This is a genomic window from Serratia bockelmannii (assembly GCF_051803255.1).
In the GTDB taxonomy this organism is placed as follows: domain Bacteria; phylum Pseudomonadota; class Gammaproteobacteria; order Enterobacterales; family Enterobacteriaceae; genus Serratia; species Serratia bockelmannii.
Window position 1 is genome coordinate 293,458 of sequence record NZ_CP196512.1, and the last position, 25,440, is coordinate 318,897.

Genomic DNA, 25,440 nt, shown 5'->3' on the forward strand with positions numbered 1-25,440 from the left:
AATTGTAGAGAATGATTGCCGCAAGTGATGAATGTTTGCACGCCGCAGGCTGCGAATTGCATGACAGCATGCAAAATTGACTGATTTGTGAGCGAAAGTGCGCGTAAAGCAATTTTTTTGTTGCATAGGCCGTCCGCTCTACCTAGAATGCGCTGCACTTGATGCCGGCTTAGCTCAGTAGGTAGAGCAACTGACTTGTAATCAGTAGGTCACCAGTTCGATTCCGGTAGCCGGCACCATTCAAGTCACAAGTAGTTAAAATCTGGTGGGGTTCCCGAGCGGCCAAAGGGAGCAGACTGTAAATCTGCCGTCACAGACTTCGAAGGTTCGAATCCTTCCCCCACCACCAAATCTTGCCTTCGGCGATTAACTGAGATGCGATAAATACCGCAGCGGTTGATGGCGGGAGGAGAGGGCGAAAGCCTTCGGCAAGGTTCGAGCTGTGCAGCGCAAGGCGCAGCCGGCCCGAAGGATGCGAAGCGAGTGATGAATAGTCCTGCTCCATCCCAAAATTCTACAGAAAAATCAGGTAGCCGAGTTCCAGGATGCGGGCATCGTATAATGGCTATTACCTCAGCCTTCCAAGCTGATGATGTGGGTTCGATTCCCACTGCCCGCTCCAAGATGTGCTGATATAGCTCAGTTGGTAGAGCGCACCCTTGGTAAGGGTGAGGTCGGCAGTTCGAATCTGCCTATCAGCACCACTTCTTAATTTCTCGCCCCCTGATTTTCTTTCTGTTCTGGATTCAACGAGCAAATGCTTGGTTGATGTGGTGATACCACCGATTTATCCGTGTCTTAGAGGGACAATCGATGTCTAAAGAAAAGTTTGAACGTACAAAACCGCACGTTAACGTCGGTACTATCGGCCACGTTGACCACGGTAAAACTACCCTGACTGCAGCGATCACCACCGTTCTGGCTAAAACCTACGGCGGTTCTGCACGTGCTTTCGACCAGATCGATAACGCGCCAGAAGAAAAAGCTCGTGGTATCACCATCAACACCTCTCACGTTGAGTATGACACCCCGACTCGTCACTACGCGCACGTTGACTGCCCAGGGCACGCCGACTACGTGAAAAACATGATCACCGGTGCTGCTCAGATGGACGGCGCGATCCTGGTAGTAGCTGCGACTGACGGCCCAATGCCTCAGACTCGTGAGCACATCCTGCTGGGTCGTCAGGTTGGCGTTCCTTTCATCATCGTATTCATGAACAAATGCGACATGGTTGATGATGAAGAGCTGCTGGAACTGGTAGAAATGGAAGTTCGCGAACTGCTGTCCGCGTACGACTTCCCAGGCGATGACCTGCCAGTGATCCGCGGTTCCGCGCTGAAAGCGCTGGAAGGCGAAGCTGAGTGGGAAGCGAAAATCATCGAACTGGCCGAAGCCCTGGACAGCTACATCCCAGAGCCAGAGCGTGCTATCGACAAGCCGTTCCTGCTGCCAATCGAAGACGTATTCTCCATCTCCGGTCGTGGTACCGTTGTTACCGGTCGTGTTGAGCGCGGTATCATCAAAGTTGGCGAAGAAGTTGAAATCGTTGGTATCAAAGACACCGTTAAGTCTACCTGTACTGGCGTTGAAATGTTCCGCAAACTGCTGGACGAAGGCCGTGCTGGTGAGAACGTAGGTGTTCTGCTGCGTGGTATCAAACGTGAAGAAATCGAACGTGGTCAGGTACTGGCTAAACCAGGCTCCATCAAGCCACACACCCAGTTCGAATCTGAAGTGTACATCCTGAGCAAAGATGAAGGTGGTCGTCACACGCCATTCTTCAAAGGCTACCGTCCACAGTTCTACTTCCGTACCACTGACGTGACCGGTACCATCGAACTGCCAGAAGGCGTAGAGATGGTAATGCCAGGCGACAACGTGAACATGGTTGTCACCCTGATTCACCCAATTGCGATGGACGACGGTCTGCGTTTCGCAATCCGTGAAGGCGGCCGTACCGTTGGCGCAGGCGTTGTTGCTAAAGTTATCGCTTAATCGCTGATAAAGTTTGACGCGACACGCGGTAAAAGGGCATCATTTGATGCCCTTTTTCTACGCTGTGAACTAGAACCTATCTCATCAGCGATTTTGCAGTCATAATCATTGGTGAGATGGGCTCTTAAACCGTATTGACTGAATACGTCATGGCGTAAAACACCGGGATATTGCTATTGCGGTATCCGATCGGTTTGGTTTGCCTCGCAATGCGAGGCAAAGTTGTTTGTTCTGAATCATCATTGTGACAGGTTGGTTTATGAGTGCGAATACCGAGGCTCAAGGGAGCGGACGCGGCCTGGAAGCGGCAAAGTGGCTGATCGTCGCCGTTCTGTTGGTTGTGGCTATTGTCGGTAACTATTACTACCGTGATTTAAGCCTGCCATTGCGCGCGCTGGCAGTTGTGCTGATCATCGCCGTTGCAGGTGCAGTGGCTCTGATGACCACCAAAGGCAAAGCCACCGTTGCGTTTGCCCGCGAAGCGCGTACCGAAGTACGTAAAGTGATTTGGCCAACTCGTCAGGAAACGCTACACACCACGTTGATCGTTGCCGCGGTAACCGCCGTGATGTCACTGATTCTGTGGGGACTGGATGGTATTCTGGTCCGTCTGGTGTCGTTTATTACTGGCCTGAGGTTCTAAAATGTCTGAAGCTCCAAAAAAACGTTGGTACGTCGTTCAGGCGTTTTCCGGTTTTGAAGGTCGCGTAGCGCAATCGCTGCGTGAACACATCAAACTGCACGATATGGAAGAGCTGTTCGGCGAAGTGATGGTGCCTACGGAAGAAGTGGTTGAAATCCGTGGTGGCCAGCGTCGCAAGAGCGAGCGTAAATTCTTCCCTGGCTACGTGCTGGTGCAGATGGTGATGAATGACGCCAGCTGGCACCTGGTGCGCAGCGTACCGCGTGTCATGGGGTTCATCGGCGGCACGTCTGACCGTCCTGCGCCTATCAGCGATAAAGAAGTTGATGCGATCATGAACCGCCTGCAGCAGGTTGGTGACAAACCGCGTCCGAAGACGCTGTTCGAGCCGGGCGAGCTGGTGCGCGTCAACGATGGCCCGTTTGCCGATTTCAACGGCGTGGTCGAAGAAGTCGATTACGAAAAGAGCCGCCTGAAAGTTTCCGTTTCCATCTTCGGCCGTGCAACGCCGGTGGAACTGGACTTCAGCCAGGTTGAAAAAGGCTGATCGAATAATCAGCAATAAGCGGTCCGTTGCCGCTTGTCAAAGGCGCGAAATTGAACTACAATTTCGCGCCTTTTGTTTTTAGATGCCTTGCCTGATGCCTGTCTGGCGAGGTGAAACACGGGGAGCCTTTTGCGAGGCGATACTACCCAAACCGAGGAAATTTAAATGGCTAAGAAAGTACAAGCCTACGTCAAGCTGCAAGTTGCAGCTGGTATGGCGAACCCGAGCCCACCAGTGGGTCCAGCTCTGGGTCAGCAGGGCGTTAACATCATGGAATTCTGTAAGGCATTCAACGCTAAGACTGACAGCGTTGAAAAAGGTCTGCCGATTCCGGTTGTTATCACCGTTTATTCTGATCGCTCCTTCACTTTCGTTACCAAAACCCCGCCAGCAGCAGTTCTGCTGAAAAAAGCGGCTGGTATCAAGTCTGGTTCCGGTAAGCCGAACAAAGACAAAGTAGGTAAAGTGACCCGTGCTCAGGTACGTGAAATCGCAGAAACCAAAGCTGCGGACATGACTGGTTCTGACGTTGAAGCGATGACTCGCTCCATCGAAGGTACCGCTCGTTCCATGGGCCTGGTAGTGGAGGATTAAGAGATGGCTAAGCTGACCAAGCGCATGCGCGTGATCCGTGACAAAGTTGATGCTACTAAACAGTATGACATCACCGAAGCTGTTGCTCTGCTGAAAGAGCTGGCCACCGCTAAATTCGTAGAAAGCGTTGACGTTGCCGTTAACCTCGGCATCGACGCTCGTAAATCTGACCAAAACGTTCGTGGCGCTACCGTTCTGCCACACGGCACCGGTCGTTCCGTTCGCGTTGCCGTATTTGCCCAAGGCGCTAACGCTGAAGCAGCGAAAGCTGCCGGCGCAGAGCTGGTAGGTATGGACGATCTGGCTGACCAGATCAAGAAAGGCGAAATGAACTTCGACGTTGTTATTGCTTCCCCGGATGCAATGCGCGTTGTAGGTCAACTGGGCCAGATCCTGGGTCCACGCGGCCTGATGCCAAACCCGAAAGTGGGTACCGTTACTCCGAACGTTGCTGAAGCAGTGAAAAACGCTAAAGCTGGTCAGGTTCGCTACCGTAACGACAAAAACGGCATCATCCATACCACTATCGGTAAGGTTGATTTCGACGCAGACAAGCTGAAAGAAAACCTGGAAGCCCTGCTGGTTGCGCTGAAAAAAGCAAAACCTTCTCAGGCGAAAGGCATGTACATCAAGAAAGTTAGCCTCTCCACCACCATGGGTGCTGGCGTTGCTATCGATCAGAGCGGTCTGTCTGCTGCAGCGAACTAATCGCACTTGCGATTATCGCTTTGACTTGGGGCCGAGATTTGTCTAGAATCTTATGCCCCAAGGTTTTGCTACTGGCTATGCCGTAGGCAAAACAAAGATTTTTCGGTTGGAGCCTGGCCTATCCAGGCCTCCGTCCAAGACCGCAGGTGTATCGCAAGATACTTAATCCTTCCTGCGTAGACGGTGACAGAGCCTAAGAAAATTTTTCTTTTTTATAAAAGAATGTCTTTGCTGGATTCTGCTCACCGTGTTAAGCCGCTCGGCGTGGCGTTTTACAAAGCGCCGAGTGAAGTGAGTTCCGGGGGATTTTCCCCGGCTAATCCAGGAGCAAAAAGCTAATGGCATTAAATCTTCAAGACAAACAAGCGATTGTTGCTGAAGTCAGCGAAGTAGCCAAAGGCGCGCTGTCTGCGGTTGTTGCGGATTCCCGCGGCGTTACCGTAGATAAAATGACTGAACTGCGTAAAGCAGGTCGTGAAGCTGGCGTTTACATGCGTGTTGTTCGCAACACCCTGATGCGTCGCGTAGTTGAAGGCACTCCATTCGAATGCCTGAAAGACACGTTTGTCGGTCCAACCTTGATTGCATTCTCTCACGAACACCCGGGCGCTGCTGCTCGTCTGTTCAAAGAGTTCGCGAAAGCGAATGCAAAATTCGAGGTTAAAGCTGCGGCCTTTGAAGGTGAGCTGATCCCAGCGGCGCAAATCGACCGCCTGGCGACGCTGCCAACTTACGAAGAAGCGATCGCACGCCTGATGGCAACCATGAAAGAAGCCGCTGCCGGCAAACTGGTTCGCACTCTGGCTGCAGTACGCGATCAGAAAGAAGCGGCGTAAGCCACTCTTTCTTAGCCTTTGCTAACGTATTTAAACTATTTCTGAATTTTAGGAACAATTGTTATGTCTATCACTAAAGACCAAATCCTGGAAGCAGTTGCCGCTATGTCCGTAATGGACGTTGTTGAACTGGTTTCCGCTATGGAAGAAAAATTCGGCGTTTCTGCTGCTGCTGCTGTAGCTGTAGCTGCTGGCCCAGCTGAAGCTGCTGAAGAGAAAACTGAATTCGACGTTATCCTGAAAGCTGCAGGCGCTAACAAAGTTGCTGTTATCAAAGCAGTACGTGGCGCTACCGGCCTGGGTCTGAAAGAAGCTAAAGACCTGGTTGAATCTGCTCCAGCCGCTCTGAAAGAAGGCGTGAGCAAAGATGACGCAGAAGCTCTGAAAAAATCTCTGGAAGAAGCTGGCGCAGAAGTTGAAGTTAAATAAGCCAACCTTTCCGGTTGCAGCCTAGTCTTTTAGGCTGATGGCTGGTGACTTTTTAGTCACCAGCCTTTTTGCGCTGTAGGGCGCCAGTAGCGTTTCACACTGTTTGGCTGCTGGTTTCGCCTCCCAATGTTTGTTTCTGTTGACGACTTAATATACCGCGGTCTTTGCACTACCAGGAGTTCTGGGGGAAGACGCGATGAAATGGTTTAAGCGTGATAGCAAGAGACATTGCGGAAAGTGTTCCCGCTTTCCGGTCGACAAAACGGTGTTGCATGAACTGTCCCTAATCGGACGGACAGATTGGGTCACTGATCAGCGAGCTGAGGAACCCTATGGTTTACTCCTATACCGAGAAAAAACGTATTCGTAAGGATTTTGGTAAACGTCCACAAGTGCTGGACATACCATATCTCCTTTCTATCCAGCTTGACTCGTTCCAGAAGTTTATCGAGCAAGATCCAGAAGGGCAGTACGGCCTTGAAGCCGCATTCCGTTCTGTTTTCCCTATCCAGAGCTACAGTGGCAATTCGGAGCTGCAATACGTTAGCTACCGTCTTGGTGAGCCGGTCTTCGACGTCAAAGAGTGCCAGATCCGTGGTGTGACGTTCTCTGCACCGCTGCGCGTAAAACTGCGCCTGGTTATCTATGAGCGCGAAGCGCCTGAAGGTACGGTCAAAGACATCAAGGAACAAGAAGTCTACATGGGCGAAATTCCGCTCATGACCGAAAACGGCACCTTTGTGATCAACGGTACTGAGAGGGTTATCGTATCTCAGTTGCACCGTAGTCCTGGCGTATTCTTCGACAGCGATAAGGGTAAAACCCACTCTTCGGGTAAAGTGCTGTACAACGCACGCATCATCCCTTACCGCGGTTCATGGTTGGACTTCGAGTTCGATCCGAAAGACAACCTGTTCGTGCGTATTGACCGTCGCCGCAAACTGCCTGCGACCATCATTCTGCGCGCGCTGAACTACACCACTGAACAGATCCTCGACCTGTTCTTTGACAAGATCGTCTTCGAAATCCGCGACAACAAGCTGCAGATGGAGCTGGTGCCAGAGCGCCTGCGTGGTGAGACCGCTTCGTTCGATATCGAAGCCAACGGCAAGATCTACGTAGAGAAAGGCCGTCGCATCACCGCTCGTCATATCCGTCAGCTGGAAAAAGACGACATTCAGAGCATTGAAGTACCGGTAGAGTACATCGCGGGCAAAGTGGTCGCGAAAGACTATATCGATACCAATACCGGCGAACTGATCTGCGCAGCCAACATGGAGCTGTCGCTGGATCTGCTGGCTAAACTGAGCCAGTCTGGCCACAAGCGCATCGAAACGCTGTTCACCAACGATCTGGATCACGGCGCGTACATCTCTGAAACGCTGCGTGTCGATCCGACCAACGATCGTCTGAGCTCGCTGGTAGAAATCTACCGCATGATGCGCCCTGGTGAGCCGCCAACGCGCGAAGCTGCCGAAAGCCTGTTCGAGAACCTGTTCTTCTCCGAAGACCGCTACGATCTGTCCGCGGTGGGTCGCATGAAGTTCAACCGTTCTCTGCTGCGCGACGAGATCGAAGGTTCGGGCATCCTGAGCAAAGACGACATCATCGAAGTGATGAAGAAGCTCATCGATATCCGTAACGGCAAGGGCGAAGTGGACGACATCGACCACTTGGGCAACCGTCGTATCCGCTCCGTCGGCGAAATGGCCGAGAACCAGTTCCGCGTAGGTCTGGTGCGTGTTGAGCGTGCGGTGAAAGAGCGTCTGTCTCTGGGCGATCTGGATACCCTGATGCCTCAGGACATGATCAACGCCAAGCCGATTTCGGCGGCGGTGAAAGAGTTCTTCGGTTCCAGCCAGCTGTCCCAGTTCATGGACCAGAACAACCCGCTGTCCGAGATCACGCACAAGCGTCGTATCTCCGCACTGGGCCCGGGCGGTCTGACCCGTGAGCGCGCCGGCTTTGAAGTTCGAGACGTACACCCGACCCACTACGGCCGCGTGTGCCCAATCGAAACGCCGGAAGGTCCAAACATCGGTCTGATCAACTCCCTGTCCGTGTACGCACAGACTAACGAGTATGGCTTCCTGGAAACCCCGTACCGCCGCGTGCGTGACGGCGTGGTGACCGATGAAATCAACTACCTGTCTGCTATTGAAGAAGGCAACTTCGTTATCGCCCAGGCGAACTCCAACCTGGATGAAGAAGGCCGCTTCGTAGAAGACCTGGTCACCTGCCGCAGCAAAGGCGAATCAAGCCTGTTCAGCCGCGACCAGGTTGACTACATGGACGTATCCACCCAGCAGGTCGTTTCCGTTGGTGCTTCACTGATTCCATTCCTGGAACACGATGACGCCAACCGTGCATTGATGGGTGCGAACATGCAACGTCAGGCCGTACCAACCCTGCGCGCTGACAAGCCGCTGGTCGGTACCGGTATGGAACGTGCTGTAGCGGTTGACTCCGGCGTAACCGCCGTTGCCAAACGCGGCGGTGTGATCCAGTACGTGGATGCTTCCCGTATCGTTATCAAAGTTAACGAAGACGAGATGTACCCGGGCGAAGCAGGTATCGATATTTACAACCTGACCAAGTACACCCGTTCTAACCAGAACACCTGCATCAACCAGATGCCGTGTGTGAGTCTGGGTGAGCCAATCGAGCGCGGTGACGTGCTGGCGGATGGCCCATCGACAGACCTGGGCGAACTGGCACTGGGCCAGAACATGCGCGTAGCGTTCATGCCTTGGAACGGCTACAACTTCGAAGACTCCATCTTGGTCTCCGAGCGCGTGGTGCAGGAAGATCGCTTCACCACCATCCACATCCAGGAACTGGCGTGCGTGTCTCGCGACACCAAGCTGGGGCCTGAAGAGATCACCGCCGACATTCCTAACGTGGGTGAAGCTGCGCTCTCCAAGCTGGATGAATCCGGTATCGTGTATATCGGTGCTGAAGTGACCGGCGGTGACATCCTGGTCGGTAAGGTAACGCCTAAAGGCGAAACCCAGCTGACGCCGGAAGAGAAACTGCTGCGTGCGATCTTCGGTGAGAAAGCGTCTGACGTTAAAGACTCTTCTCTGCGTGTGCCGAACGGCGTTTCCGGTACGGTTATCGACGTGCAGGTCTTCACCCGTGATGGCGTGGAAAAAGACAAGCGCGCGTTGGAAATCGAAGAGATGCAGCTGAAGCAGGCGAAGAAAGACCTGACGGAAGAACTGCAGATCCTGGAAGCCGGCCTGTTTGCACGTATCCACGCGGTGCTGGTTGCCGGTGGCATCGAAGCCGACAAGCTGAGCAAGCTGCCGCGCGATCGCTGGCTGGAACTGGGCCTGACCGACGAAGAGAAGCAAAACCAGCTGGAACAGCTGGCCGAGCAGTACGACGAACTGAAATCCGACTTCGAGAAGAAGCTGGAAGCCAAGCGTCGTAAGATCACTCAGGGCGACGATCTGGCGCCGGGCGTGCTGAAAATCGTCAAGGTTTATCTGGCCGTTAAACGTCAGATCCAACCGGGTGACAAGATGGCGGGCCGCCACGGTAACAAGGGTGTTATCTCCAAGATCAACCCGATCGAAGATATGCCTTACGATGAAAACGGCACGCCGGTAGACATCGTACTGAACCCGCTGGGCGTACCATCACGTATGAACATCGGTCAGATCCTGGAAACCCACCTGGGTATGGCTGCGAAAGGCATCGGTGAGAAAATCAACCAGATGCTGAAGCAGCAGCAGGAAGTGGCCAAGCTGCGTGAGTTCATCCAGAAGGCCTACGATCTGGGCGACGACGTTTGCCAGAAAGTTGACCTGAACACCTTCAGCGACGACGAAGTGCTGCGTCTGGCAGAGAACCTGAAAAAAGGTATGCCGATCGCAACGCCGGTGTTTGACGGTGCGAAAGAGACTGAAATCAAGAAGCTGCTGGAAATGGGTGGTATCCCGACCTCCGGTCAGATCACGCTGTTCGATGGCCGTACCGGTGAGCAATTCGAGCGCCAGGTTACTGTTGGCTATATGTACATGCTGAAACTGAACCACCTGGTTGACGATAAAATGCACGCCCGTTCAACCGGTTCTTACAGCTTGGTTACTCAGCAACCTCTGGGTGGTAAAGCGCAGTTCGGTGGTCAACGCTTCGGTGAGATGGAAGTGTGGGCACTGGAAGCATACGGCGCGGCTTATACCCTGCAGGAAATGCTCACCGTTAAGTCGGATGACGTTAACGGCCGTACCAAGATGTACAAAAACATCGTGGATGGCGACCACCGGATGGAGCCAGGCATGCCGGAATCCTTCAACGTACTGTTGAAAGAAATCCGCTCGCTCGGCATCAACATCGAACTGGAAGACGAGTAATCGTCATTCCGGCTCAGGCTCCCCGCCTAAGGGAGCCTGAGGGTGGTTGTTCAGGTCACACGGGTACCTACTGCGGTTGTGGGTACCCAACAGGTTTAACTCCGACAGGAGCCAATCCGTGAAAGACTTATTGAAGTTTCTGAAAGCGCAAACTAAGACCGAAGAGTTTGATGCGATCAAGATTGCTCTGGCCTCGCCAGACATGATCCGTTCGTGGTCGTTCGGTGAAGTTAAGAAGCCGGAAACCATTAACTACCGTACGTTCAAACCAGAACGTGACGGCCTTTTCTGCGCCCGTATCTTCGGGCCGGTAAAAGATTACGAGTGCCTGTGCGGTAAGTACAAGCGCTTGAAACACCGCGGCGTGATCTGTGAGAAGTGCGGCGTTGAAGTGACCCAGACCAAAGTGCGTCGTGAGCGCATGGGCCACATCGAGCTGGCTTCGCCGACCGCGCACATCTGGTTCCTGAAATCGCTGCCATCCCGCATCGGTTTGCTGCTGGATATGCCGCTGCGTGACATCGAACGCGTACTGTACTTCGAATCCTATGTGGTGGTCGAAGGCGGTATGACCAACCTCGAGCGTCGTCAGATCCTGACCGAAGAGCAGTATCTGGACGCGCTGGAAGAGTTCGGTGACGAATTCGACGCCAAGATGGGTGCGGAAGCTATTCAGGCCCTGTTGAAAAACATGGATCTGGAAGCCGAGTGCGAGCAGCTGCGTGAAGAGCTGAACGAAACCAACTCCGAAACCAAGCGCAAGAAGTTGACCAAGCGTATCAAGCTGCTGGAAGCGTTCGTACAGTCCGGTAACAAGCCGGAGTGGATGATCCTGACCGTGCTGCCGGTACTGCCGCCGGATCTGCGCCCGCTGGTTCCGCTGGATGGCGGTCGTTTCGCGACCTCGGATCTGAACGATCTGTATCGCCGCGTGATCAACCGTAACAACCGTCTGAAACGCCTGCTGGATCTGGCTGCGCCTGACATCATCGTGCGCAACGAAAAGCGTATGCTGCAAGAAGCGGTAGACGCCCTGCTGGATAACGGCCGTCGCGGTCGTGCCATCACCGGTTCCAACAAACGTCCTCTGAAATCTTTGGCCGACATGATCAAAGGTAAGCAGGGTCGTTTCCGTCAGAACCTGCTCGGTAAACGCGTTGACTACTCCGGCCGTTCCGTAATCACCGTAGGTCCATACCTGCGTCTGCATCAGTGCGGTCTGCCTAAAAAGATGGCGCTGGAGCTGTTCAAACCGTTCATCTACGGCAAGTTGGAGCTGCGTGGCCTGGCCACCACCATCAAAGCCGCCAAGAAAATGGTTGAGCGTGAAGAAGCCGTCGTTTGGGATATCCTGGACGAAGTGATCCGCGAACACCCGGTACTGCTGAACCGTGCACCAACCCTGCACCGTTTGGGTATCCAGGCGTTTGAACCGGTTCTGATCGAAGGTAAAGCGATCCAGCTGCACCCGCTGGTTTGTGCGGCCTATAACGCCGACTTCGATGGTGACCAGATGGCTGTTCACGTACCGCTGACGCTGGAAGCCCAGCTGGAAGCGCGTGCGCTGATGATGTCTACCAACAACATCCTGTCCCCAGCGAACGGCGAGCCAATCATCGTTCCTTCTCAGGACGTTGTACTGGGTCTGTACTACATGACCCGCGACTGTGTTAACGCCAAGGGCGAAGGCATGGTGCTGAACGGTTCCAAAGAAGCTGAGCGTGTTTACCGCGCCGGCCTGGCGTCTCTGCATGCGCGCGTTAAAGTGCGTATCACCGAAGACGTCAAAAACGCCGAAGGCGAATGGACTTCTCAGACCAGCATCATCGACACCACCATCGGCCGCGCCATCCTGTGGATGATCGTACCGAAAGGTCTGCCGTACTCGATCGTTAACCAGCCTTTGGGCAAGAAAGCGATCTCCAAGATGCTGAACACCTGTTACCGCATCCTGGGCCTGAAGCCGACCGTTATCTTTGCTGACCAGATCATGTACACCGGTTTTGCTTACGCAGCCCGTTCAGGCGCTTCCGTAGGTATCGACGACATGGTTATCCCGGCCAAGAAAGCGGAGATCATCGAAGAAGCGGAAACCGAAGTTGCCGAGATCCAGGAGCAGTTCCAGTCTGGTCTGGTTACCGCCGGCGAACGCTACAACAAAGTGATCGATATCTGGGCTGCAGCGAACGAACGCGTTGCGAAAGCGATGATGGAAAACCTGTCGGTAGAAGACGTGGTTAACCGTGACGGCGAAGTGGAACAGCAAGTTTCCTTCAACAGCATCTTTATGATGGCCGACTCCGGTGCGCGTGGTTCCGCCGCTCAGATTCGTCAGCTGGCCGGTATGCGTGGCCTGATGGCGAAGCCGGACGGCTCCATCATCGAAACGCCAATCACCGCGAACTTCCGTGAAGGTCTGAACGTACTCCAGTACTTCATCTCCACCCACGGTGCTCGTAAAGGTCTGGCGGATACCGCACTGAAAACCGCGAACTCCGGTTATCTGACCCGTCGTCTGGTTGACGTGGCGCAGGATCTGGTTGTGACCGAAGACGACTGTGGCACCCACGACGGCATCCTGATGACTCCGGTTATCGAAGGTGGCGACGTGAAAGAGCCGCTGCGTGAACGCGTTCTGGGCCGTGTGACGGCAGAAGACGTCCTCAAGCCGGGTACGGCGGACATTCTGGTGCCACGCAACACCCTGCTGAACGAGAAGGCGTGTGACCTGTTGGAAGAGAATTCTGTCGACAGCGTTAAAGTCCGTTCCGTAGTGAGCTGTGAAACCGACTTTGGTGTGTGTGCAAACTGCTACGGTCGCGACCTGGCACGTGGCCACATCATCAACAAAGGTGAAGCCATCGGCGTTATCGCGGCACAGTCCATCGGTGAGCCGGGTACACAGCTGACGATGCGTACGTTCCACATCGGTGGTGCGGCATCTCGTGCGGCTGCTGAATCCAGCATCCAGGTGAAAAACAAGGGTAGCCTCAAGCTGAGCAACGTGAAGTTCGTTATGAACGCCGCGGGCAAGCTGGTGATCACCTCGCGTAACACCGAACTGAAACTGATCGACGAATTCGGCCGTACCAAAGAAAGCTACAAGGTGCCTTACGGTGCCGTGATGGGCAAAGGCGACGGTGAAGAAGTTAACGGCGGCGAAACCGTTGCTAACTGGGATCCGCACACCATGCCGGTCATCAGTGAAGTCAGCGGCTTCATTCGCTTCGCGGATATGGTTGACGGCCAGACCATTACTCGCCAGACCGACGAACTGACCGGTTTGTCTTCTCTGGTCGTACTGGACAGCGCAGAGCGTACCGGTAGCGGTAAAGACCTGCGTCCGGCACTGAAAATCGTTGACGCTCAGGGCGAAGACGTATTGATCCCAGGTACTGATATGCCTGCTCAATACTTCCTGCCGGGCAAAGCGATCGTTCAGCTGGAAGACGGCATTCAGATCGGTGCGGGTGATACCCTGGCGCGTATTCCTCAGGAATCCGGCGGTACCAAGGATATTACCGGTGGTCTGCCGCGCGTTGCCGACCTGTTCGAAGCACGTCGTCCGAAAGAGCCGGCAATCCTGGCTGAAATCAGCGGGATTATCTCGTTCGGTAAAGAGACCAAAGGCAAACGTCGCCTGGTGATCTCTCCGCTGGACGGCAGCGACGCTTACGAAGAGATGATCCCGAAATGGCGTCAGCTCAACGTGTTCGAAGGCGAAGTGGTGGAACGTGGTGACGTCGTTTCCGACGGCCCAGAGTCTCCGCACGACATTCTGCGTCTGCGTGGCGTGCATGCGGTTACCCGCTACATCACCAACGAAGTGCAGGAAGTTTACCGTCTGCAAGGCGTTAAGATTAACGATAAGCACATCGAAGTTATCGTTCGTCAGATGCTGCGTAAAGGCACCATCGTTAGCGCTGGTGGCTCCGAGTTCCTGGAAGGCGAGCAGGCTGAAGTGTCTCGCGTCAAGATTGCCAACCGTCAGCTGGAAGCTGAAGGTAAAATCGCGGCAACCTTCTCGCGCGATCTGCTGGGTATCACCAAGGCTTCCTTGGCGACCGAGTCCTTCATCTCCGCTGCATCGTTCCAGGAAACGACGCGCGTTCTGACCGAAGCTGCCGTAGCCGGCAAGCGTGATGAACTGCGTGGCCTGAAAGAGAACGTTATCGTGGGCCGTCTGATCCCAGCCGGTACCGGTTACGCTTATCATCAGGATCGTATGCGTCGCCGTGCTCAGGGTGAAGCGCCGGTTGTTCCGCAAGTCAGCGCGGAAGAAGCGACGGCTAACCTGGCCGAGCTGCTCAACGCAGGCCTGGGCGGCAGCGACGACGAGTAATCGTCATCCGCGCCGCGGGCCCGGTACGCCGGGCCCATCGCCAGATAAACCGCCCCTTCGGGGGCGGTTTTTTTTCGCCTCGTGCCGGGTTAAGACAAACTTTGCTACTATGGTTCCAGCAGAAATTGACCGGCGCTTTTTATCTGACAATTAAGGACAGTGCGAAACATGGACAGCCTCATTACCTTCGAAAAATTGACGGCGCAACACCTGCCATACCTGTATGAGATCCGCTTTTCCGTTGAAGAAAACCTGCTGCATCCGCATCAGGTCCAGTATCTGCAGCGCAAACAGGCGCTGGAGGACATCAACCAGGGCGGCGGTTGGATCTGCAAGTATGGCGACGACTATGCCGGCGTTGGCTTCGGGTTATTCATCCCTGAACCGCTGATCGGCGGCCTGTTCGTGAAGCCGGAATACCAGTCTAAGGGGATCGGCTCTGCCTTACTGGCACGGGTCACTCACTGGATGTTTGAGCACGGCGCCGAAGCGATCCACTTAACCACCGATCTCGGCTCCAAGGCCGAAGGCTTTTATCAACGTCACGGCTGGGTCGTGGTCGGGCAGGATGAATTTGGCCAGGCTGAATTGGTGAAACGCAAAGAGGGTGAATGATGAAAATCAAAGGATTGATGACGTTACTGCTGCTTTCGCTGTTTAGCGCGCCGCTGTATGCGGCCGTTGACTATTTTTATCTGAAACCGCTCGACGGCGAGAAGATCAAAATCACCCGGCAGATGCTGGAGGCGATGCCGCCGCACACGATTAAAACCTCGACCAATTTCACCCCGGAAGATACGTTTACCGGCGTTGAGTTTGCCGAGCTGGTGAAAGCCTATCATCTGAAAGGCCAGTCGGTGCGCGCTTTCGCCTGGGACGATTACTCCTACTCGATGCCGATTGACGAGATGCTTAAATACCGCGTGATTGTCGCCTATCTGCGCGGCGGTAAGCCGATCGACGTGGGGGAGCTGGGGCCATTCGCCATTATTTATCCGCGCGATGGCTACGCTGAGCTGAATAACCTGGATGTGAATGCGAAAACCGTCTGGCAAGTTAAACGGTTGGAGATGAAATAAGATGAGCAAAAAACTGATCGGTACTCTTATCGCGTTGGTTGCCATCTTCTCTTTATTGATTTTGTTGATTGCTATTAACTTCGGTGGCGTAAAAGAGCGCTATAAGCAGATCGAGCCCAATCTGGACAACTACTCGGTGGCCGAGATCCTCTTTCTGGCGTTTGAAAGGACCAAAACCGCGCTGCTGCTCAGTGAAAATAACGACTACGACGCTTTCCTGATCAAGAAGAAAATCTTTTACTCGAAGATTCAGATCCTGGAGAGCCGTTCGACCTTCAGCGACTCTTTTTATTACGACGACGAGTTCATCAAGAATGTTGCGCTGCTGAAGCAGCAGTACCGCACGTTGGACGATCTCTCCGCCGGCTTGCTGGTGGGGCAGAAAAACAAGGCGGATATTCTCTCTTATATGGATGATATCGAGGGCACGCTGGTCGATATCCAGGAAATTATTTATCGGATACAGATTAAAAACTTTACCGAAGTGAAAGGCATCATCCAGGACAACTCGAGTAAAGCCGAGATGTTTGCCCTCTTTTCGCTGATGTTGGTGTTCCTGATGATGTTCCTGGTGCTGAGAAATGCCTTCTCGTTAAAAGAGATCATCAAGAATAAGAACATCTTTATCTCTTCCATCTACCACGAGATCGCCGGCTCGACTCAGGCCATCGTCATTGCTGCGGATATCATGGAGCACGAGCTAGCGCAGGAAGAGTTGAAAAAAGAAGCTCGCCTGATCTCCTATCACGGCAATAAGATCACCGAACAAACGCGCGAGGTGATGGATTATTCGCGGCTAGAGATGGGGGGGGTGAAAGTGAATATATCCACCTTCCGTCTGAATGAGGTGGTGGACGATGCCATGACCAGTATCAGCGCCGGGCGCGGTAATCGCATCGTGGTGCGTCGTTCATCCTATGTTGGTTTGATTTGCTCCGACAAATATAAGCTCTACCGAATATTGGCCAATCTGCTCAGCAACGCGGACAAATTTACTCACCACGGTGCGATTATCCTCAATGTGAAGGTGTACCACGGCAATCTGTATTTATGGGTAAAAGACACCGGCATCGGGTTTAACGTCGATAATCTGGAACGATTATATAAGGCGTTCAATCAGGGGGTGGAAAGGGAAACGCGACAGGGATTGGGGCTGGGGCTGACCATTATCAAAAATTACGTCACGACGATGAAAGGCGCCATCAAGGTCAAATCCGTCGAAGGGGTTGGCTCGTCGTTTTTGATCCGCATCCCGGTCAAACTAATTAAAGAATAAGTTCGACAGCAGCAGCGAAGAGATAATCAGCGGTTTGGTCGGTTTTTCCACCAGATGCACGTCATAGTGCAGAATCATATCGCCGATGTTTTTCTCGTAGTGATTCAGCTGGCCGGTCAAAATGATGATGCGGGCATGCGGATCGAGGGTGTCCTTTATTTTCTTCACGACGCGTTCGGAAGTCTCGCCGAAGTCCAACAGCCAGTCCAAAATAAACGCCTCAAAAGACTGGTGCTCCAGTGCGGCCAGCATGGCGTCCGCCGTTTGAAAGGTCTCGGTCTCGATGCCGTAGCGGCAGGCGATCTTCTTCAACAATTCGAGAATATCACTGTCATTGTCCAGGATCGCGATACGCGGAGCCGGCAGAAAGTCTATCTTGTTGACTTTGTACAGTGGGGCATCGGCGGCATGTTCCCGGTTGGTGTTGATGATGAAAAGATCGTCTTTTTTGTAGGCGTAGGTTTCGTCGCTGTCTGCTTGCGTGGCCGGGCGCTCGTCGACCTCAATGTTGCAGCGCTTGTGAATGCTGTTCATGATAAAGACGCCGTTATGCGTCCTTTGGCCGGCAAACGGTTCGTTGAAATACTGAAAAACCTTTTTGATTTCATCGAGGGTGATGCCCCTTTTGCCATCCAGTTTTTGTTTGGCGCTGTTGTACTGAAGGTTCAGTATGTTGGCCATCGTGGAGGCATGTTTTCTGTCGCCAACTCCTTTCAGAGTGAGCAACGCGCTGATTGCATCGATATAATTTGGCGTTTTCTTCATGACAACCTTGGCTTTTTTGATGTTGACCGCGAGCGCTGAAAAACCTGCGCGAGAACCCGTGCTGGATTATAGATGATGCCCCGGTGGTTGCGGTGATATCAGCTTGATTTCCTTTGGCAAACTCAAAACACACTCGATACTAAATAAAAAAACACTCAAAAGACATTCACATTTAATCGTTTATGTGGTTAATTAGCGCACATACTGTGTGATTCGCGTCCTGGGGGGGTGCCAGTCTCACAAAATAAACCGCCTGCTCTTGTCCGTAAGCAGGGAGCAGGCGGCAAAAAAATCTGCGGTCAACACCAGGGCTATTGGCTGCATCGGGGATGACCATTCGAACCTCTCTTCGTCGCTGTATCTTCTTTTTTCCTCGTTCCTCACTGTTCTGCCGCAATAGCGCCCTATGAATATCACTCCTAAGTGAATACCGAACGCAGATATCGCATCTTTCTGACAGCCCATTAACCGACAAGACAACCTATCCGTACGCCCTTACAGGCCGCGATACGGCATATGCGCGTTGCCGCGGACGAGGGCCGGAGTCGCGCAAGAGGATCTCCGGCGCGATCCGGGATGGGATAAGGCGGGGCCATCGAGAGGGTGACGGCCCCGGCCGACGCCGGGTTTGGCGGTCGGCAAGGCCACTATAGTCGGCGCGTTTGCCGGCGCCAGCGCTGCCGTTCGGCATTGCGCGGCCGCTCCAGCGTTTTCTTCACACGGCGGCAAACGTTGCTGTTTATTGCGCGCCGCGTCCCAGATAACCGTCCCAGTCTTTCCACACCGGCTGCAGCCCGGCGTGGCTGATGGCCTCGGCGACCTGCTGCGGCGTGCGGTCGTCGTGCGGTTCGAACTGTTCCAGCTCCGGCGGTACGTCATCGGCATAGCCGCCGGGCTGCGTCTTGGATCCGGCGCTGACGCTGTTGATCGCCACCGGGATCATATGATCGCGGAAGTAAGGCGACTCCCGGGTAGACAGCGACAGCTCAACGTCTGGCGCGAACAGCCGGAAGGCGCAGATCAGCTGCACCAGTTGAGGCTCGCTCATGATCGACGCCGGTTCAATGCCACCGGCGCAGGGGCGCAGACGCGGGAACGAGATCGAGTAGCGGCTCTGCCAGTAGGTTTGCTGCAGGTAGAACAGATGTTCCGCCAGCAGGTAGCAGTCGGTGCGCCAACTGTTGGACAGACCGATCAATGCGCCGAGGCCGATCTTGTCGATCCCGGCGCGCCCCAGGCGATCCGGCGTGGCCAGGCGCCAATGGAAATCCTGCTTCTGGCCGCGCAGGTGGTGCTGCAGATAGGTGGCCGGATGGTAGGTTTCCTGGTACACCAGCACGCCGTCCAGGCCCAGCGTTTTCAGTTCGGCGTATTCCTCCTGCGCCAGCGGCTGCACTTCCATCATCAGCGAGCTGAAGTGCCGGCGGATCGCCGGGATGTGCTGGCGGAAATAGTCCATGCCAACCTTGGTCTGATGTTCGCCGGTGACCAGCAACAGATGTTCGAACCCCAGCGCCTTGATGGCTTCGCACTCGCGTGCGATCTCCGCCGCATCCAGCGTTTTGCGCTTGATGCGGTTGCTCATCGAAAAGCCGCAGTAGGTGCAGTCGTTGGCGCACAGGTTAGAGAGATACAGCGGCACATAGAAGCCGACGACGTTACCGAACCGCTGGCGGGTCAGCTGCTGTGCGCGCTGCGCCAGCGGTTCCAGATACGGCGCGGCCGCGGGGGAGATCAGCGCCATAAAGTCGTCGCGCGTCAGCTTGTCGGCGTTCAACGCGTGCTCCACGTCGCGCGTAGTTTTGCCGTTGATGCGCAGCGTAATGTCGTCCCAGTCCAGCTGTTGCCAGCGGCTACTGAAATCGTCGGCCATCATTGCGCCTCCTCTGGCTGGCTGAGAAAAGCGGTCAGCGGGCTGGACGCGACCGCGCCGCGCTGGCTGGAGCCTAATCCGGCGCTGCGTGCCAGCTCGCCGGCCTCCAGCGCCAGGCGAAACGCCCGTGCCATCTGCACCGGATCGCGCGCCACGGCAATGGCGGTATTCACCAGCACCGCGTCGGCACCCAGCTCCATCGCCTCCAGCGCGTGGCTTGGCGCGCCGATGCCGGCGTCTACCACCACCGGCACCTTGGCTTGCTCGATGATGATTTCGAGGAAGTCACGGGTGCGCAGACCGCGGTTGGAGCCGATAGGCGCACCGAGCGGCATCACCGCCGCACAGCCCACCTCTTCCAGCCGTTTGCACAGCACCGGATCGGCGCCGCAGTAGGGCAGCACCACAAAACCGTCTTTCACCAGCGTTTCCGCCGCTTTCAGCGTTTCTATCGGATCAGGCAGCAGGTATTTCACATCGGGATGGATCTCCAGCTTCACCCAGTGGGTGCCGAGCGCTTCACGCGCCAGCCGGGCGGCGAACACCGCCTCGGCGGCGGTTTTGGCGCCGGAGGTGTTGGGCAACAGCCTGACGCCCAACTGCTGCAGCGGCGCCAAAATGGCGTCGTTGCCGCCGCGCAGATCGACGCGCTTCATGGCCATGGTCACCAGCTGTGAGCCGGAGGCCGCCAGTGCCTCCAGCATCAACGCCGGGGTGGCGAACTTGCCGGTGCCGGTGAACAGGCGCGAGGTAAAAGTGGTATCGGCGATTTTCAGCATGTCAGCCTCCGGCGATCGCTTGAAACAGCAAAATGTCGTCACCGTCATGCACCTGATGGTCGGCCCAGTCGGCGCGTGGGATGATGGTTTGGTTGATCGCCAGCGCGGTGCCCGGCTGGTGGCGTTCCAACTGGGTCAGCAGGGCGGCGACGCTGAGCGGCTGCGCCAGCTCAAGCGGTTGGTCGTTCAGCCGGATTTTCATGCTGCGCCTCCGCATACCGGGCAGGCGCGGGCCTGGCTCAGTTGCAGCGTGCTCCAGCTCTGCTGCTTACCGTCGAACAGCCGCAGTTTCCCGCTGAGGGAGGAAGGCATGCCGGCCAGCATCTTGATGGCCTCCAGCGCTTGCAGGGTGCCGATTACGCCGACCACCGGGCCGAGTACCCCGGCAGTGCGGCAGTTGCGCTGCGGTTCTTCCTGCTCCGGATACAGGCAGGCGTAGCAGCCGTGCGCATAGGGCGGCTCGAGCACCAGCAGCTGGCCGCTGAAACCGACCGCGCTGCCGCTGAGCAGCGGCTTGGCGGCGGCGATGCAGGCGGCATTGACCTCATGACGGGTCGCCATATTGTCGCAGCAGTCCAGCACCAGATCGGCGCGGGCGACCGCGTCGCGCAGCGCTTGCCCCTGTAGCCGTTGCGCCAGCGGGATGGATTCCACCAACGGGTTCAGCGCCTGCAGGTGGCGTTGCGCCAGCGCCGCCTTACCGGTGGCGGTATCGGCGCTGCGGTAGAGGATTTGCCGCTGCAGGTTGGTAACGTGCAGCTGGTCGTCGTCGGCCAGCAGCAGCGTGCCGACGCCGGCGGCGGCCAGGTACAACGAAGCCGGGGAACCGAGCCCGCCCAAACCGACGATCAACACCGTGGCGCGCTTGAGTTTCTCCTGGCCTTCCGGGCCGACGTCCTCCAGCAGCAGCTGGCGGCTGTAGCGCAGGAATTCCTGATCGTTAAGCATCGCTCGACCCCTCGCCTTCGATCAGCCGCAGCAGCTCGGCCGTCGCCGCGCGCCAATCCGGCGCCTGGGTGATGGCGCTGACCACCGCCACGCTGCCGACGCCGCACGCCAGCACTGCCGGTACGCGATCGATACTGATCCCGCCGATCGCCACCGTCGGGTAATCCGCCAGGCCGGCGATGTGGCGTTTCAACTCCGTCAGCCCCTGCGGCGCCGAAGGCATGTCTTTGGTTTGGGTGGGGAAGATGTGCCCCAGCGCGATGTAGGACGGTTTCACCGCCAGCGCGCGCGCCAGTTCGGCGTCGTCATGGGTGGACACGCCGAGCCGCAACCCGGCGCGGTGAATGGCAGCCAGATCGGTGGTATCGAGATCTTCCTGGCCCAGATGCACGCCGTAGGCGCCATGCTTGATCGCCAGCCGCCAGTAGTCGTTGATGAACAGCCGTGCCTGATAACGCTGGCCCAGCGCGATGGCGGCGGCGATATCCTCTTCGACCTGCTCGTCAGGCAAATCCTTGATGCGCAGCTGGATCGTGGTAACGCCGGCTTCCAGCAGGCGAGCGATCCATTCCACGCTGTTGACGACCGGGTAGAGTCCCAGCTTGTGGGGCGTTGCCGGGAAGGGGGTCGTGATATCAGTCATTGTTTGTCTCCTCTTGCAGGGTGCCGGCGCTGTGATACAGCTCGCTGCCGCGGGCACGGAATTCGGCGGACATTTTCTCCATGCCGGTCAGCTGCACTTCGATCGGCTTGGCGGCCTCCTGGGCGGCGGCGTAGTCGCGCACCTCCTGCGAAATCTTCATCGAGCAGAATTTCGGCCCGCACATTGAGCAGAAGTGGGCGACCTTGCCGGATTCCTGCGGCAGGGTTTCGTCGTGATAGGCGCGCGCGGTGGCCGGATCGAGCGCCAGATTGAACTGATCTTCCCAGCGAAATTCGAAACGCGCCTTGGACATGGCGTTATCGCGGATCTGCGCGCCCGGATGGCCCTTGGCCAGATCGGCGGCGTGGGCGGCGATCTTGTAGGTGATCAGGCCCTGTTTGACGTCTTCTTTGTTCGGCAGGCCGAGGTGCTCTTTCGGCGTGACGTAACACAGCATGGCGCAGCCGAACCAGCCGATCATCGCCGCGCCGATGCCGGAGGTGAAATGGTCATAGCCCGGGGCGATATCGGTGGTCAGCGGGCCGAGGGTGTAGAACGGCGCTTCGTGGCAGTGTTCCAGCTCTTCGGTCATATTGCGGCGGATCATCTGCATCGGCACATGGCCCGGGCCTTCGATCATCACCTGCACGTCGTATTCCCAGGCGATTTTGGTCAGCTCGCCCAGCGTATGCAGCTCGGCGAACTGGGCTTCGTCGTTGGCGTCCTGAATCGAGCCGGGGCGCAGGCCGTCGCCGAGCGACAGCGAAACGTCGTAGGCGGCGCAGATCTCGCAGATTTCACGGAAGTGCTGATAGAGGAAGTTTTCCTGATGGTGCGACAGGCACCATTTGGCCATGATCGAGCCACCGCGCGACACGATGCCGGTCAGGCGTTTGGCGGTCATCGGCACATAGCGCAGCAGCACGCCGGCGTGGATGGTGAAGTAATCGACCCCTTGTTCCGCCTGTTCCAGCAGCGTATCGCGGAACATCGCCCAGGTGAGGTTTTCCGCCACGCCGTTGACCTTCTCCAGCGCCTGGTAGATAGGCACGGTGCCGATGGGAACCGGGCTGTTGCGCAGGATCCACTCGCGGGTTTCGTGAATATAGCGGCCGGTGGAGAGATCCATCACGGTGTCTGCGCCCCAGCGGGTGGCCCACACCAGCTTCTCCACCTCTTCTTCGATCGACGACGTGACCGCCGAGTTGCCGATATTGGCGTTCACCTTCACCAGGAAATTGCGGCCGATGATCATCGGCTCCGCCTCCGGGTGATTGATGTTGGCAGGAATGATGGCGCGGCCGGCGGCCACTTCCTGGCGCACGAACTCCGGCGTGATGTTGTCCGGCAGGTTGGCGCCCCAGCCCTGGCCCGGATGCTGGTGGCGCAGCACCTCGCCGCGAATGCGTTCGCGCCCCATGTTTTCACGGATGGCGATGAACTCCATCTCCGGGGTGACGATGCCGGCGCGGGCATAGTGCAGCTGGGTCACGCACTTGCCCGGCAACGCCTTGCGCGGCAGCGGCAGATGTTCGAAGCGCAGGTGATCCAGCCCCTCGTCCGCCAGCCGCTGTTGGGTGAAGCCGGAACTGGCGCCGTTCAGGGTCGCAGTATCGCCGCGCGCGTCGATCCAGCCGGCGCGCAGCTTGGCCAGGCCGGCGTGCACATCGAGCTCGGCCTGCGGATCGCCGTAGGGGCCCGCGGTGTCATATACCGGGATCGCCTCGTTCTGTTCATACTGCGGGCTATCTTTGCTGCCGCCGACCAGGGTCGGACTGAGCTCAATTTCGCGCATCGGCACCTGGATATCGCGGCGCGAGCCCTGCAGGTAGATGCGGCGTGAGTTTGGGAAAGCCATGCCTTGCAGCGTGTCGATAAACTGCTGGGCGGCTTCGCGTTGCGCTTTACGGGCGCGCGGTGGATTAATGTTAGACATAGCAAGTTCCTACCAGTGTGTTGGGTTGGGAAAGTTGCTTGTCTGGAGCTCGGAGGGAGTAATGATGGTGGCCGATAAGGCAGGGCGCCCGCAAGGGGGAGGCCGTGCCTGTGGCGATAGATTACTCTTGTTCCCTTCGCGGGTATTAACCCGATCAGGTTCCGCGGATCCCGAATTAACGGTCTCAGCCTGGCTGATTCGATGAACAAATCAGGCGCTAGGCACTCCGACAAGATGCCCCCCAGTATAGGAGGGATAAGAAAAAAAACTATAAAATTTTAACGCGCCGGATCCAGCGTCTGGTCCGGCAGCGGTTGCTGCGCGGCTTCTGCTTCCAACTGGATCAGCTTATCTTCCAGCGCAAAGCGCGCCGCCAGCGTTTCGCCGATATCCGACAAGGCCTGGTGGAATTCCAGACAAACCTCCTGATCGATATCCACTTCGGTATAGCGATCGTGGAACGCCATGATCTGTTCAGTATTGGCCCACAGCTTGGGATAGATGTTCACCGCCAGCGACATTTTCGGACTGGCTGCGCCTTCCACTTGTTTGATAATTCTGTCATAGATATGAAAATGCCCTGCGGAGAGGTAATCCACCAGGTTGTGGCAAAAGTTCTCCAGCGCTTTTTCATTCAGCGGCGTATGCTTTTCTTTATTCGGTTTGAGGCCTACCAGCGTGCAGTAGGCGACCAGCAACTGTTTGCGGGCCTGAAGCCATTGATCAACTAATTCATTACTACCGCCAACGCGCTGAGTCAGCCTTTCCAAACGGTTGAGCATGTTTGACTCCGTGTAAGTAACAAAAGTAACCGGTAAGTTATTAAAATGTAACAAAGCCGATTTGTAGAGTGCCAGTGAAGCTGAGGTTGTGCAACAACGATATGGAACTTGCATTAACGGGCAATGAAAACGGCTGGTGGATTGTCAGCCATGAAAGCAAACTTTGGTTACCGAACGGTGAATTGCCGTCGGGGACGGCCGCCGCCCTCGGGCTGCAGGGCCACATGGCGCGCACCATCGGTGAATGGGAGGGCGCGCCGGTTTGGCTGGTGCGCCAGGCGATGCCGCGGGAGATGGGATCGGTGCGTCAGCTGTTGGATCAGGATCGCGGTCTGTTCCAGCTTGCCGGGCGCGGCGTTCAGTTGGCGGATTTCTACCGCTCTCATCGCTATTGCGGCTACTGCGGCCATGAGATGCACCTCAGCCGCTCCGAAAGCGCCTGCCTGTGCGGCCACTGCAAAGAGCGGTACTACCCGCAGATTGCGCCCTGCGTGATCGTCGCCATTCGGCGCGACGATCAGATCCTGCTGGCGCAACACGTGCGCCATCGCGGCGGCATCCACACGGTGCTGGCCGGCTTCGTCGAGGTGGGCGAAACGCTGGAACAGGCGGTAGCGCGCGAAGTGATGGAAGAGAGCAATATCGAAATCAAGAACCTGCGTTACGTCACCTCACAACCCTGGCCGTTCCCGCACTCGCTGATGATGGCCTTTATGGCCGATTACCATCAGGGTGACCTTCGACACGACCCCAAGGAGCTGCTCAACGCCGGCTGGTATCGCTACGACCAACTGCCACTGTTACCGCCGCCCGGCACCGTGGCGCGCCGGTTGATTGAGGACACCGTGGCGCTGTGCCGGGCAGAATAATGTACAATGGCCGGCAGATTATTAAGGGAGCC

General features: G+C 56.2%; 21 protein-coding genes, 4 tRNA genes, 1 other RNA gene and 1 riboswitch. Of the genes, 18 read left to right on the plus strand and 8 right to left on the minus strand.

The window, feature by feature from the left end; genetic code table 11:
- Positions 1–163 precede the first annotated feature (163 nt).
- The 17 genes from ACSJLU_RS01365 (at position 164) to ACSJLU_RS01445 (ending at position 16,813) form a co-directional block, all read left to right on the plus strand.
- Positions 164–239, plus strand: a tRNA-Thr gene (locus ACSJLU_RS01365).
- A 25-nt stretch (positions 240–264) separates the two neighbouring features.
- Positions 265–349: transfer RNA gene (locus tag ACSJLU_RS01370), tRNA-Tyr, on the plus strand.
- A 46-nt stretch (positions 350–395) separates the two neighbouring features.
- Positions 396–511: non-coding RNA, RtT sRNA (locus ACSJLU_RS01375), on the plus strand.
- Between the two features lie 36 nt (positions 512–547).
- Positions 548–622, plus strand: a tRNA-Gly gene (locus ACSJLU_RS01380).
- A gap of 6 nt (positions 623–628) precedes the next feature.
- Positions 629–704 (plus strand) — tRNA-Thr (locus ACSJLU_RS01385).
- Between the two features lie 109 nt (positions 705–813).
- Positions 814–1,998: an elongation factor Tu gene (tuf, locus tag ACSJLU_RS01390; protein WP_015376315.1), complete on the plus strand. Its 1,185-nt coding sequence runs from the start codon at positions 814–816 to the stop codon at positions 1,996–1,998.
- A 259-nt stretch (positions 1,999–2,257) separates the two neighbouring features.
- Entirely contained in the window at positions 2,258–2,641 is a 384-nt protein-coding gene (gene secE / locus ACSJLU_RS01395) for a preprotein translocase subunit SecE (protein WP_004929916.1), read from the plus strand.
- Position 2,642: 1 nt separating this feature from the next.
- Positions 2,643–3,188 carry a transcription termination/antitermination protein NusG gene (gene nusG / locus ACSJLU_RS01400; RefSeq protein WP_004929914.1) on the plus strand — a complete coding sequence of 182 codons (546 nt, stop codon included), beginning with the start codon at positions 2,643–2,645 and terminating at the stop codon, positions 3,186–3,188.
- A 165-nt stretch (positions 3,189–3,353) separates the two neighbouring features.
- Positions 3,354–3,782: a 50S ribosomal protein L11 gene (gene rplK, locus ACSJLU_RS01405; RefSeq protein WP_015376316.1), complete on the plus strand. Its 429-nt coding sequence runs from the start codon at positions 3,354–3,356 to the stop codon at positions 3,780–3,782.
- Between the two features lie 3 nt (positions 3,783–3,785).
- The gene (gene rplA / locus ACSJLU_RS01410; protein WP_019456443.1) at positions 3,786–4,490 is read left to right on the plus strand and encodes a 50S ribosomal protein L1; all 705 of its coding nucleotides are present in this window, start codon (positions 3,786–3,788) and stop codon (positions 4,488–4,490) included.
- A 338-nt stretch (positions 4,491–4,828) separates the two neighbouring features.
- A complete protein-coding gene (rplJ, locus tag ACSJLU_RS01415) occupies positions 4,829–5,326 on the plus strand; it encodes a 50S ribosomal protein L10 (protein ID WP_004929905.1) in 498 nt (165 codons plus the stop codon).
- 63 nt (positions 5,327–5,389) lie between these two features.
- Positions 5,390–5,755 (plus strand): 50S ribosomal protein L7/L12, encoded by a 366-nt coding sequence (gene rplL / locus ACSJLU_RS01420; protein WP_004929903.1) that lies wholly within the window; start codon positions 5,390–5,392, stop codon positions 5,753–5,755.
- 332 nt (positions 5,756–6,087) lie between these two features.
- Positions 6,088–10,116 (plus strand): DNA-directed RNA polymerase subunit beta, encoded by a 4,029-nt coding sequence (rpoB, locus tag ACSJLU_RS01425; protein ID WP_025304938.1) that lies wholly within the window; start codon positions 6,088–6,090, stop codon positions 10,114–10,116.
- A 118-nt stretch (positions 10,117–10,234) separates the two neighbouring features.
- Positions 10,235–14,458: a DNA-directed RNA polymerase subunit beta' gene (gene rpoC / locus ACSJLU_RS01430; protein WP_025304939.1), complete on the plus strand. Its 4,224-nt coding sequence runs from the start codon at positions 10,235–10,237 to the stop codon at positions 14,456–14,458.
- 168 nt (positions 14,459–14,626) lie between these two features.
- Positions 14,627–15,073 carry a GNAT family N-acetyltransferase gene (locus ACSJLU_RS01435; RefSeq protein WP_025304940.1) on the plus strand — a complete coding sequence of 149 codons (447 nt, stop codon included), beginning with the start codon at positions 14,627–14,629 and terminating at the stop codon, positions 15,071–15,073.
- Positions 15,073–15,537, plus strand: a complete 465-nt coding sequence (locus ACSJLU_RS01440; RefSeq protein ID WP_167325050.1) for an oxidoreductase — start codon at positions 15,073–15,075, stop codon at positions 15,535–15,537. The genes ACSJLU_RS01435 and ACSJLU_RS01440 overlap by 1 nt, the downstream gene beginning before the upstream one ends.
- 1 nt (position 15,538) lies before the next feature.
- The gene (locus ACSJLU_RS01445; protein WP_089196417.1) at positions 15,539–16,813 is read left to right on the plus strand and encodes a sensor histidine kinase; all 1,275 of its coding nucleotides are present in this window, start codon (positions 15,539–15,541) and stop codon (positions 16,811–16,813) included.
- Here ACSJLU_RS01445 and ACSJLU_RS01450 read toward each other — a convergent pair.
- From ACSJLU_RS01450 to ACSJLU_RS01485, 8 genes are all read right to left on the minus strand, one after another.
- The gene (locus ACSJLU_RS01450) at positions 16,799–17,494 is read right to left on the minus strand and encodes a response regulator (protein ID WP_235211391.1); all 696 of its coding nucleotides are present in this window, start codon (positions 17,492–17,494) and stop codon (positions 16,799–16,801) included. The two genes, ACSJLU_RS01445 and ACSJLU_RS01450, sit on opposite strands and share 15 nt — an antisense overlap.
- An 823-nt stretch (positions 17,495–18,317) precedes the next feature.
- Entirely contained in the window at positions 18,318–19,451 is a 1,134-nt protein-coding gene (gene thiH / locus ACSJLU_RS01455; RefSeq protein WP_060435310.1) for a 2-iminoacetate synthase ThiH, read from the minus strand.
- Positions 19,451–20,230: a thiazole synthase gene (locus ACSJLU_RS01460; protein WP_033652706.1), complete on the minus strand. Its 780-nt coding sequence runs from the start codon at positions 20,228–20,230 to the stop codon at positions 19,451–19,453. The genes thiH and ACSJLU_RS01460 overlap by 1 nt, the downstream gene beginning before the upstream one ends.
- A 1-nt stretch (position 20,231) precedes the next feature.
- On the minus strand, positions 20,232–20,432 hold the full coding sequence (gene thiS / locus ACSJLU_RS01465) for a sulfur carrier protein ThiS (protein WP_060448523.1): 201 nt from the start codon (positions 20,430–20,432) through the stop codon (positions 20,232–20,234).
- Positions 20,429–21,178: a HesA/MoeB/ThiF family protein gene (locus tag ACSJLU_RS01470; RefSeq protein WP_380828092.1), complete on the minus strand. Its 750-nt coding sequence runs from the start codon at positions 21,176–21,178 to the stop codon at positions 20,429–20,431. The genes thiS and ACSJLU_RS01470 overlap by 4 nt, the downstream gene beginning before the upstream one ends.
- Positions 21,171–21,821 (minus strand): thiamine phosphate synthase, encoded by a 651-nt coding sequence (gene thiE / locus ACSJLU_RS01475; protein WP_149570721.1) that lies wholly within the window; start codon positions 21,819–21,821, stop codon positions 21,171–21,173. The genes ACSJLU_RS01470 and thiE overlap by 8 nt, the downstream gene beginning before the upstream one ends.
- On the minus strand, positions 21,814–23,757 hold the full coding sequence (gene thiC, locus ACSJLU_RS01480; protein ID WP_049206079.1) for a phosphomethylpyrimidine synthase ThiC: 1,944 nt from the start codon (positions 23,755–23,757) through the stop codon (positions 21,814–21,816). The genes thiE and thiC overlap by 8 nt, the downstream gene beginning before the upstream one ends.
- A 114-nt stretch (positions 23,758–23,871) precedes the next feature.
- Positions 23,872–23,996: riboswitch (TPP riboswitch) on the minus strand.
- Between the two features lie 39 nt (positions 23,997–24,035).
- A complete protein-coding gene (locus tag ACSJLU_RS01485) occupies positions 24,036–24,539 on the minus strand; it encodes an Rsd/AlgQ family anti-sigma factor (RefSeq protein ID WP_016929420.1) in 504 nt (167 codons plus the stop codon).
- Positions 24,540–24,640: 101 nt separating this feature from the next.
- On the opposite strand from ACSJLU_RS01485, the gene nudC reads away from it, so the two are divergent.
- A complete protein-coding gene (gene nudC / locus ACSJLU_RS01490; RefSeq protein WP_025304948.1) occupies positions 24,641–25,408 on the plus strand; it encodes an NAD(+) diphosphatase in 768 nt (255 codons plus the stop codon).
- The last annotated feature ends 32 nt before the right edge of the window (positions 25,409–25,440 follow it).

What these genes read in the sequence shown, in the direction of transcription:
- tuf (WP_015376315.1), top strand. Translation starts at nt 814, where the DNA reads ATGTCTAAAGAAAAGTTTGAACGTACAAAACCGCACGTTAACGTCGGT.
- secE (WP_004929916.1), top strand. Translation starts at nt 2,258, where the DNA reads ATGAGTGCGAATACCGAGGCTCAAGGGAGCGGACGCGGCCTGGAAGCG.
- nusG (WP_004929914.1), top strand. Translation starts at nt 2,643, where the DNA reads ATGTCTGAAGCTCCAAAAAAACGTTGGTACGTCGTTCAGGCGTTTTCC.
- rplK (WP_015376316.1), top strand. Translation starts at nt 3,354, where the DNA reads ATGGCTAAGAAAGTACAAGCCTACGTCAAGCTGCAAGTTGCAGCTGGT.
- rplA (WP_019456443.1), top strand. Translation starts at nt 3,786, where the DNA reads ATGGCTAAGCTGACCAAGCGCATGCGCGTGATCCGTGACAAAGTTGAT.
- rplJ (WP_004929905.1), top strand. Translation starts at nt 4,829, where the DNA reads ATGGCATTAAATCTTCAAGACAAACAAGCGATTGTTGCTGAAGTCAGC.
- rplL (WP_004929903.1), top strand. Translation starts at nt 5,390, where the DNA reads ATGTCTATCACTAAAGACCAAATCCTGGAAGCAGTTGCCGCTATGTCC.
- rpoB (WP_025304938.1), top strand. Translation starts at nt 6,088, where the DNA reads ATGGTTTACTCCTATACCGAGAAAAAACGTATTCGTAAGGATTTTGGT.
- ACSJLU_RS01435 (WP_025304940.1), top strand. Translation starts at nt 14,627, where the DNA reads ATGGACAGCCTCATTACCTTCGAAAAATTGACGGCGCAACACCTGCCA.
- ACSJLU_RS01440 (WP_167325050.1), top strand. Translation starts at nt 15,073, where the DNA reads ATGAAAATCAAAGGATTGATGACGTTACTGCTGCTTTCGCTGTTTAGC.
- ACSJLU_RS01445 (WP_089196417.1), top strand. Translation starts at nt 15,539, where the DNA reads ATGAGCAAAAAACTGATCGGTACTCTTATCGCGTTGGTTGCCATCTTC.
- ACSJLU_RS01450 (WP_235211391.1), bottom strand. Translation starts at nt 17,494, where the DNA reads ATGGCCAACATACTGAACCTTCAGTACAACAGCGCCAAACAAAAACTG.
- thiH (WP_060435310.1), bottom strand. Translation starts at nt 19,451, where the DNA reads ATGGCCGACGATTTCAGTAGCCGCTGGCAACAGCTGGACTGGGACGAC.
- ACSJLU_RS01460 (WP_033652706.1), bottom strand. Translation starts at nt 20,230, where the DNA reads ATGCTGAAAATCGCCGATACCACTTTTACCTCGCGCCTGTTCACCGGC.
- thiS (WP_060448523.1), bottom strand. Translation starts at nt 20,432, where the DNA reads ATGAAAATCCGGCTGAACGACCAACCGCTTGAGCTGGCGCAGCCGCTC.
- ACSJLU_RS01470 (WP_380828092.1), bottom strand. Translation starts at nt 21,178, where the DNA reads ATGCTTAACGATCAGGAATTCCTGCGCTACAGCCGCCAGCTGCTGCTG.
- thiE (WP_149570721.1), bottom strand. Translation starts at nt 21,821, where the DNA reads ATGACTGATATCACGACCCCCTTCCCGGCAACGCCCCACAAGCTGGGA.
- thiC (WP_049206079.1), bottom strand. Translation starts at nt 23,757, where the DNA reads ATGTCTAACATTAATCCACCGCGCGCCCGTAAAGCGCAACGCGAAGCC.
- ACSJLU_RS01485 (WP_016929420.1), bottom strand. Translation starts at nt 24,539, where the DNA reads ATGCTCAACCGTTTGGAAAGGCTGACTCAGCGCGTTGGCGGTAGTAAT.
- nudC (WP_025304948.1), top strand. Translation starts at nt 24,641, where the DNA reads ATGGAACTTGCATTAACGGGCAATGAAAACGGCTGGTGGATTGTCAGC.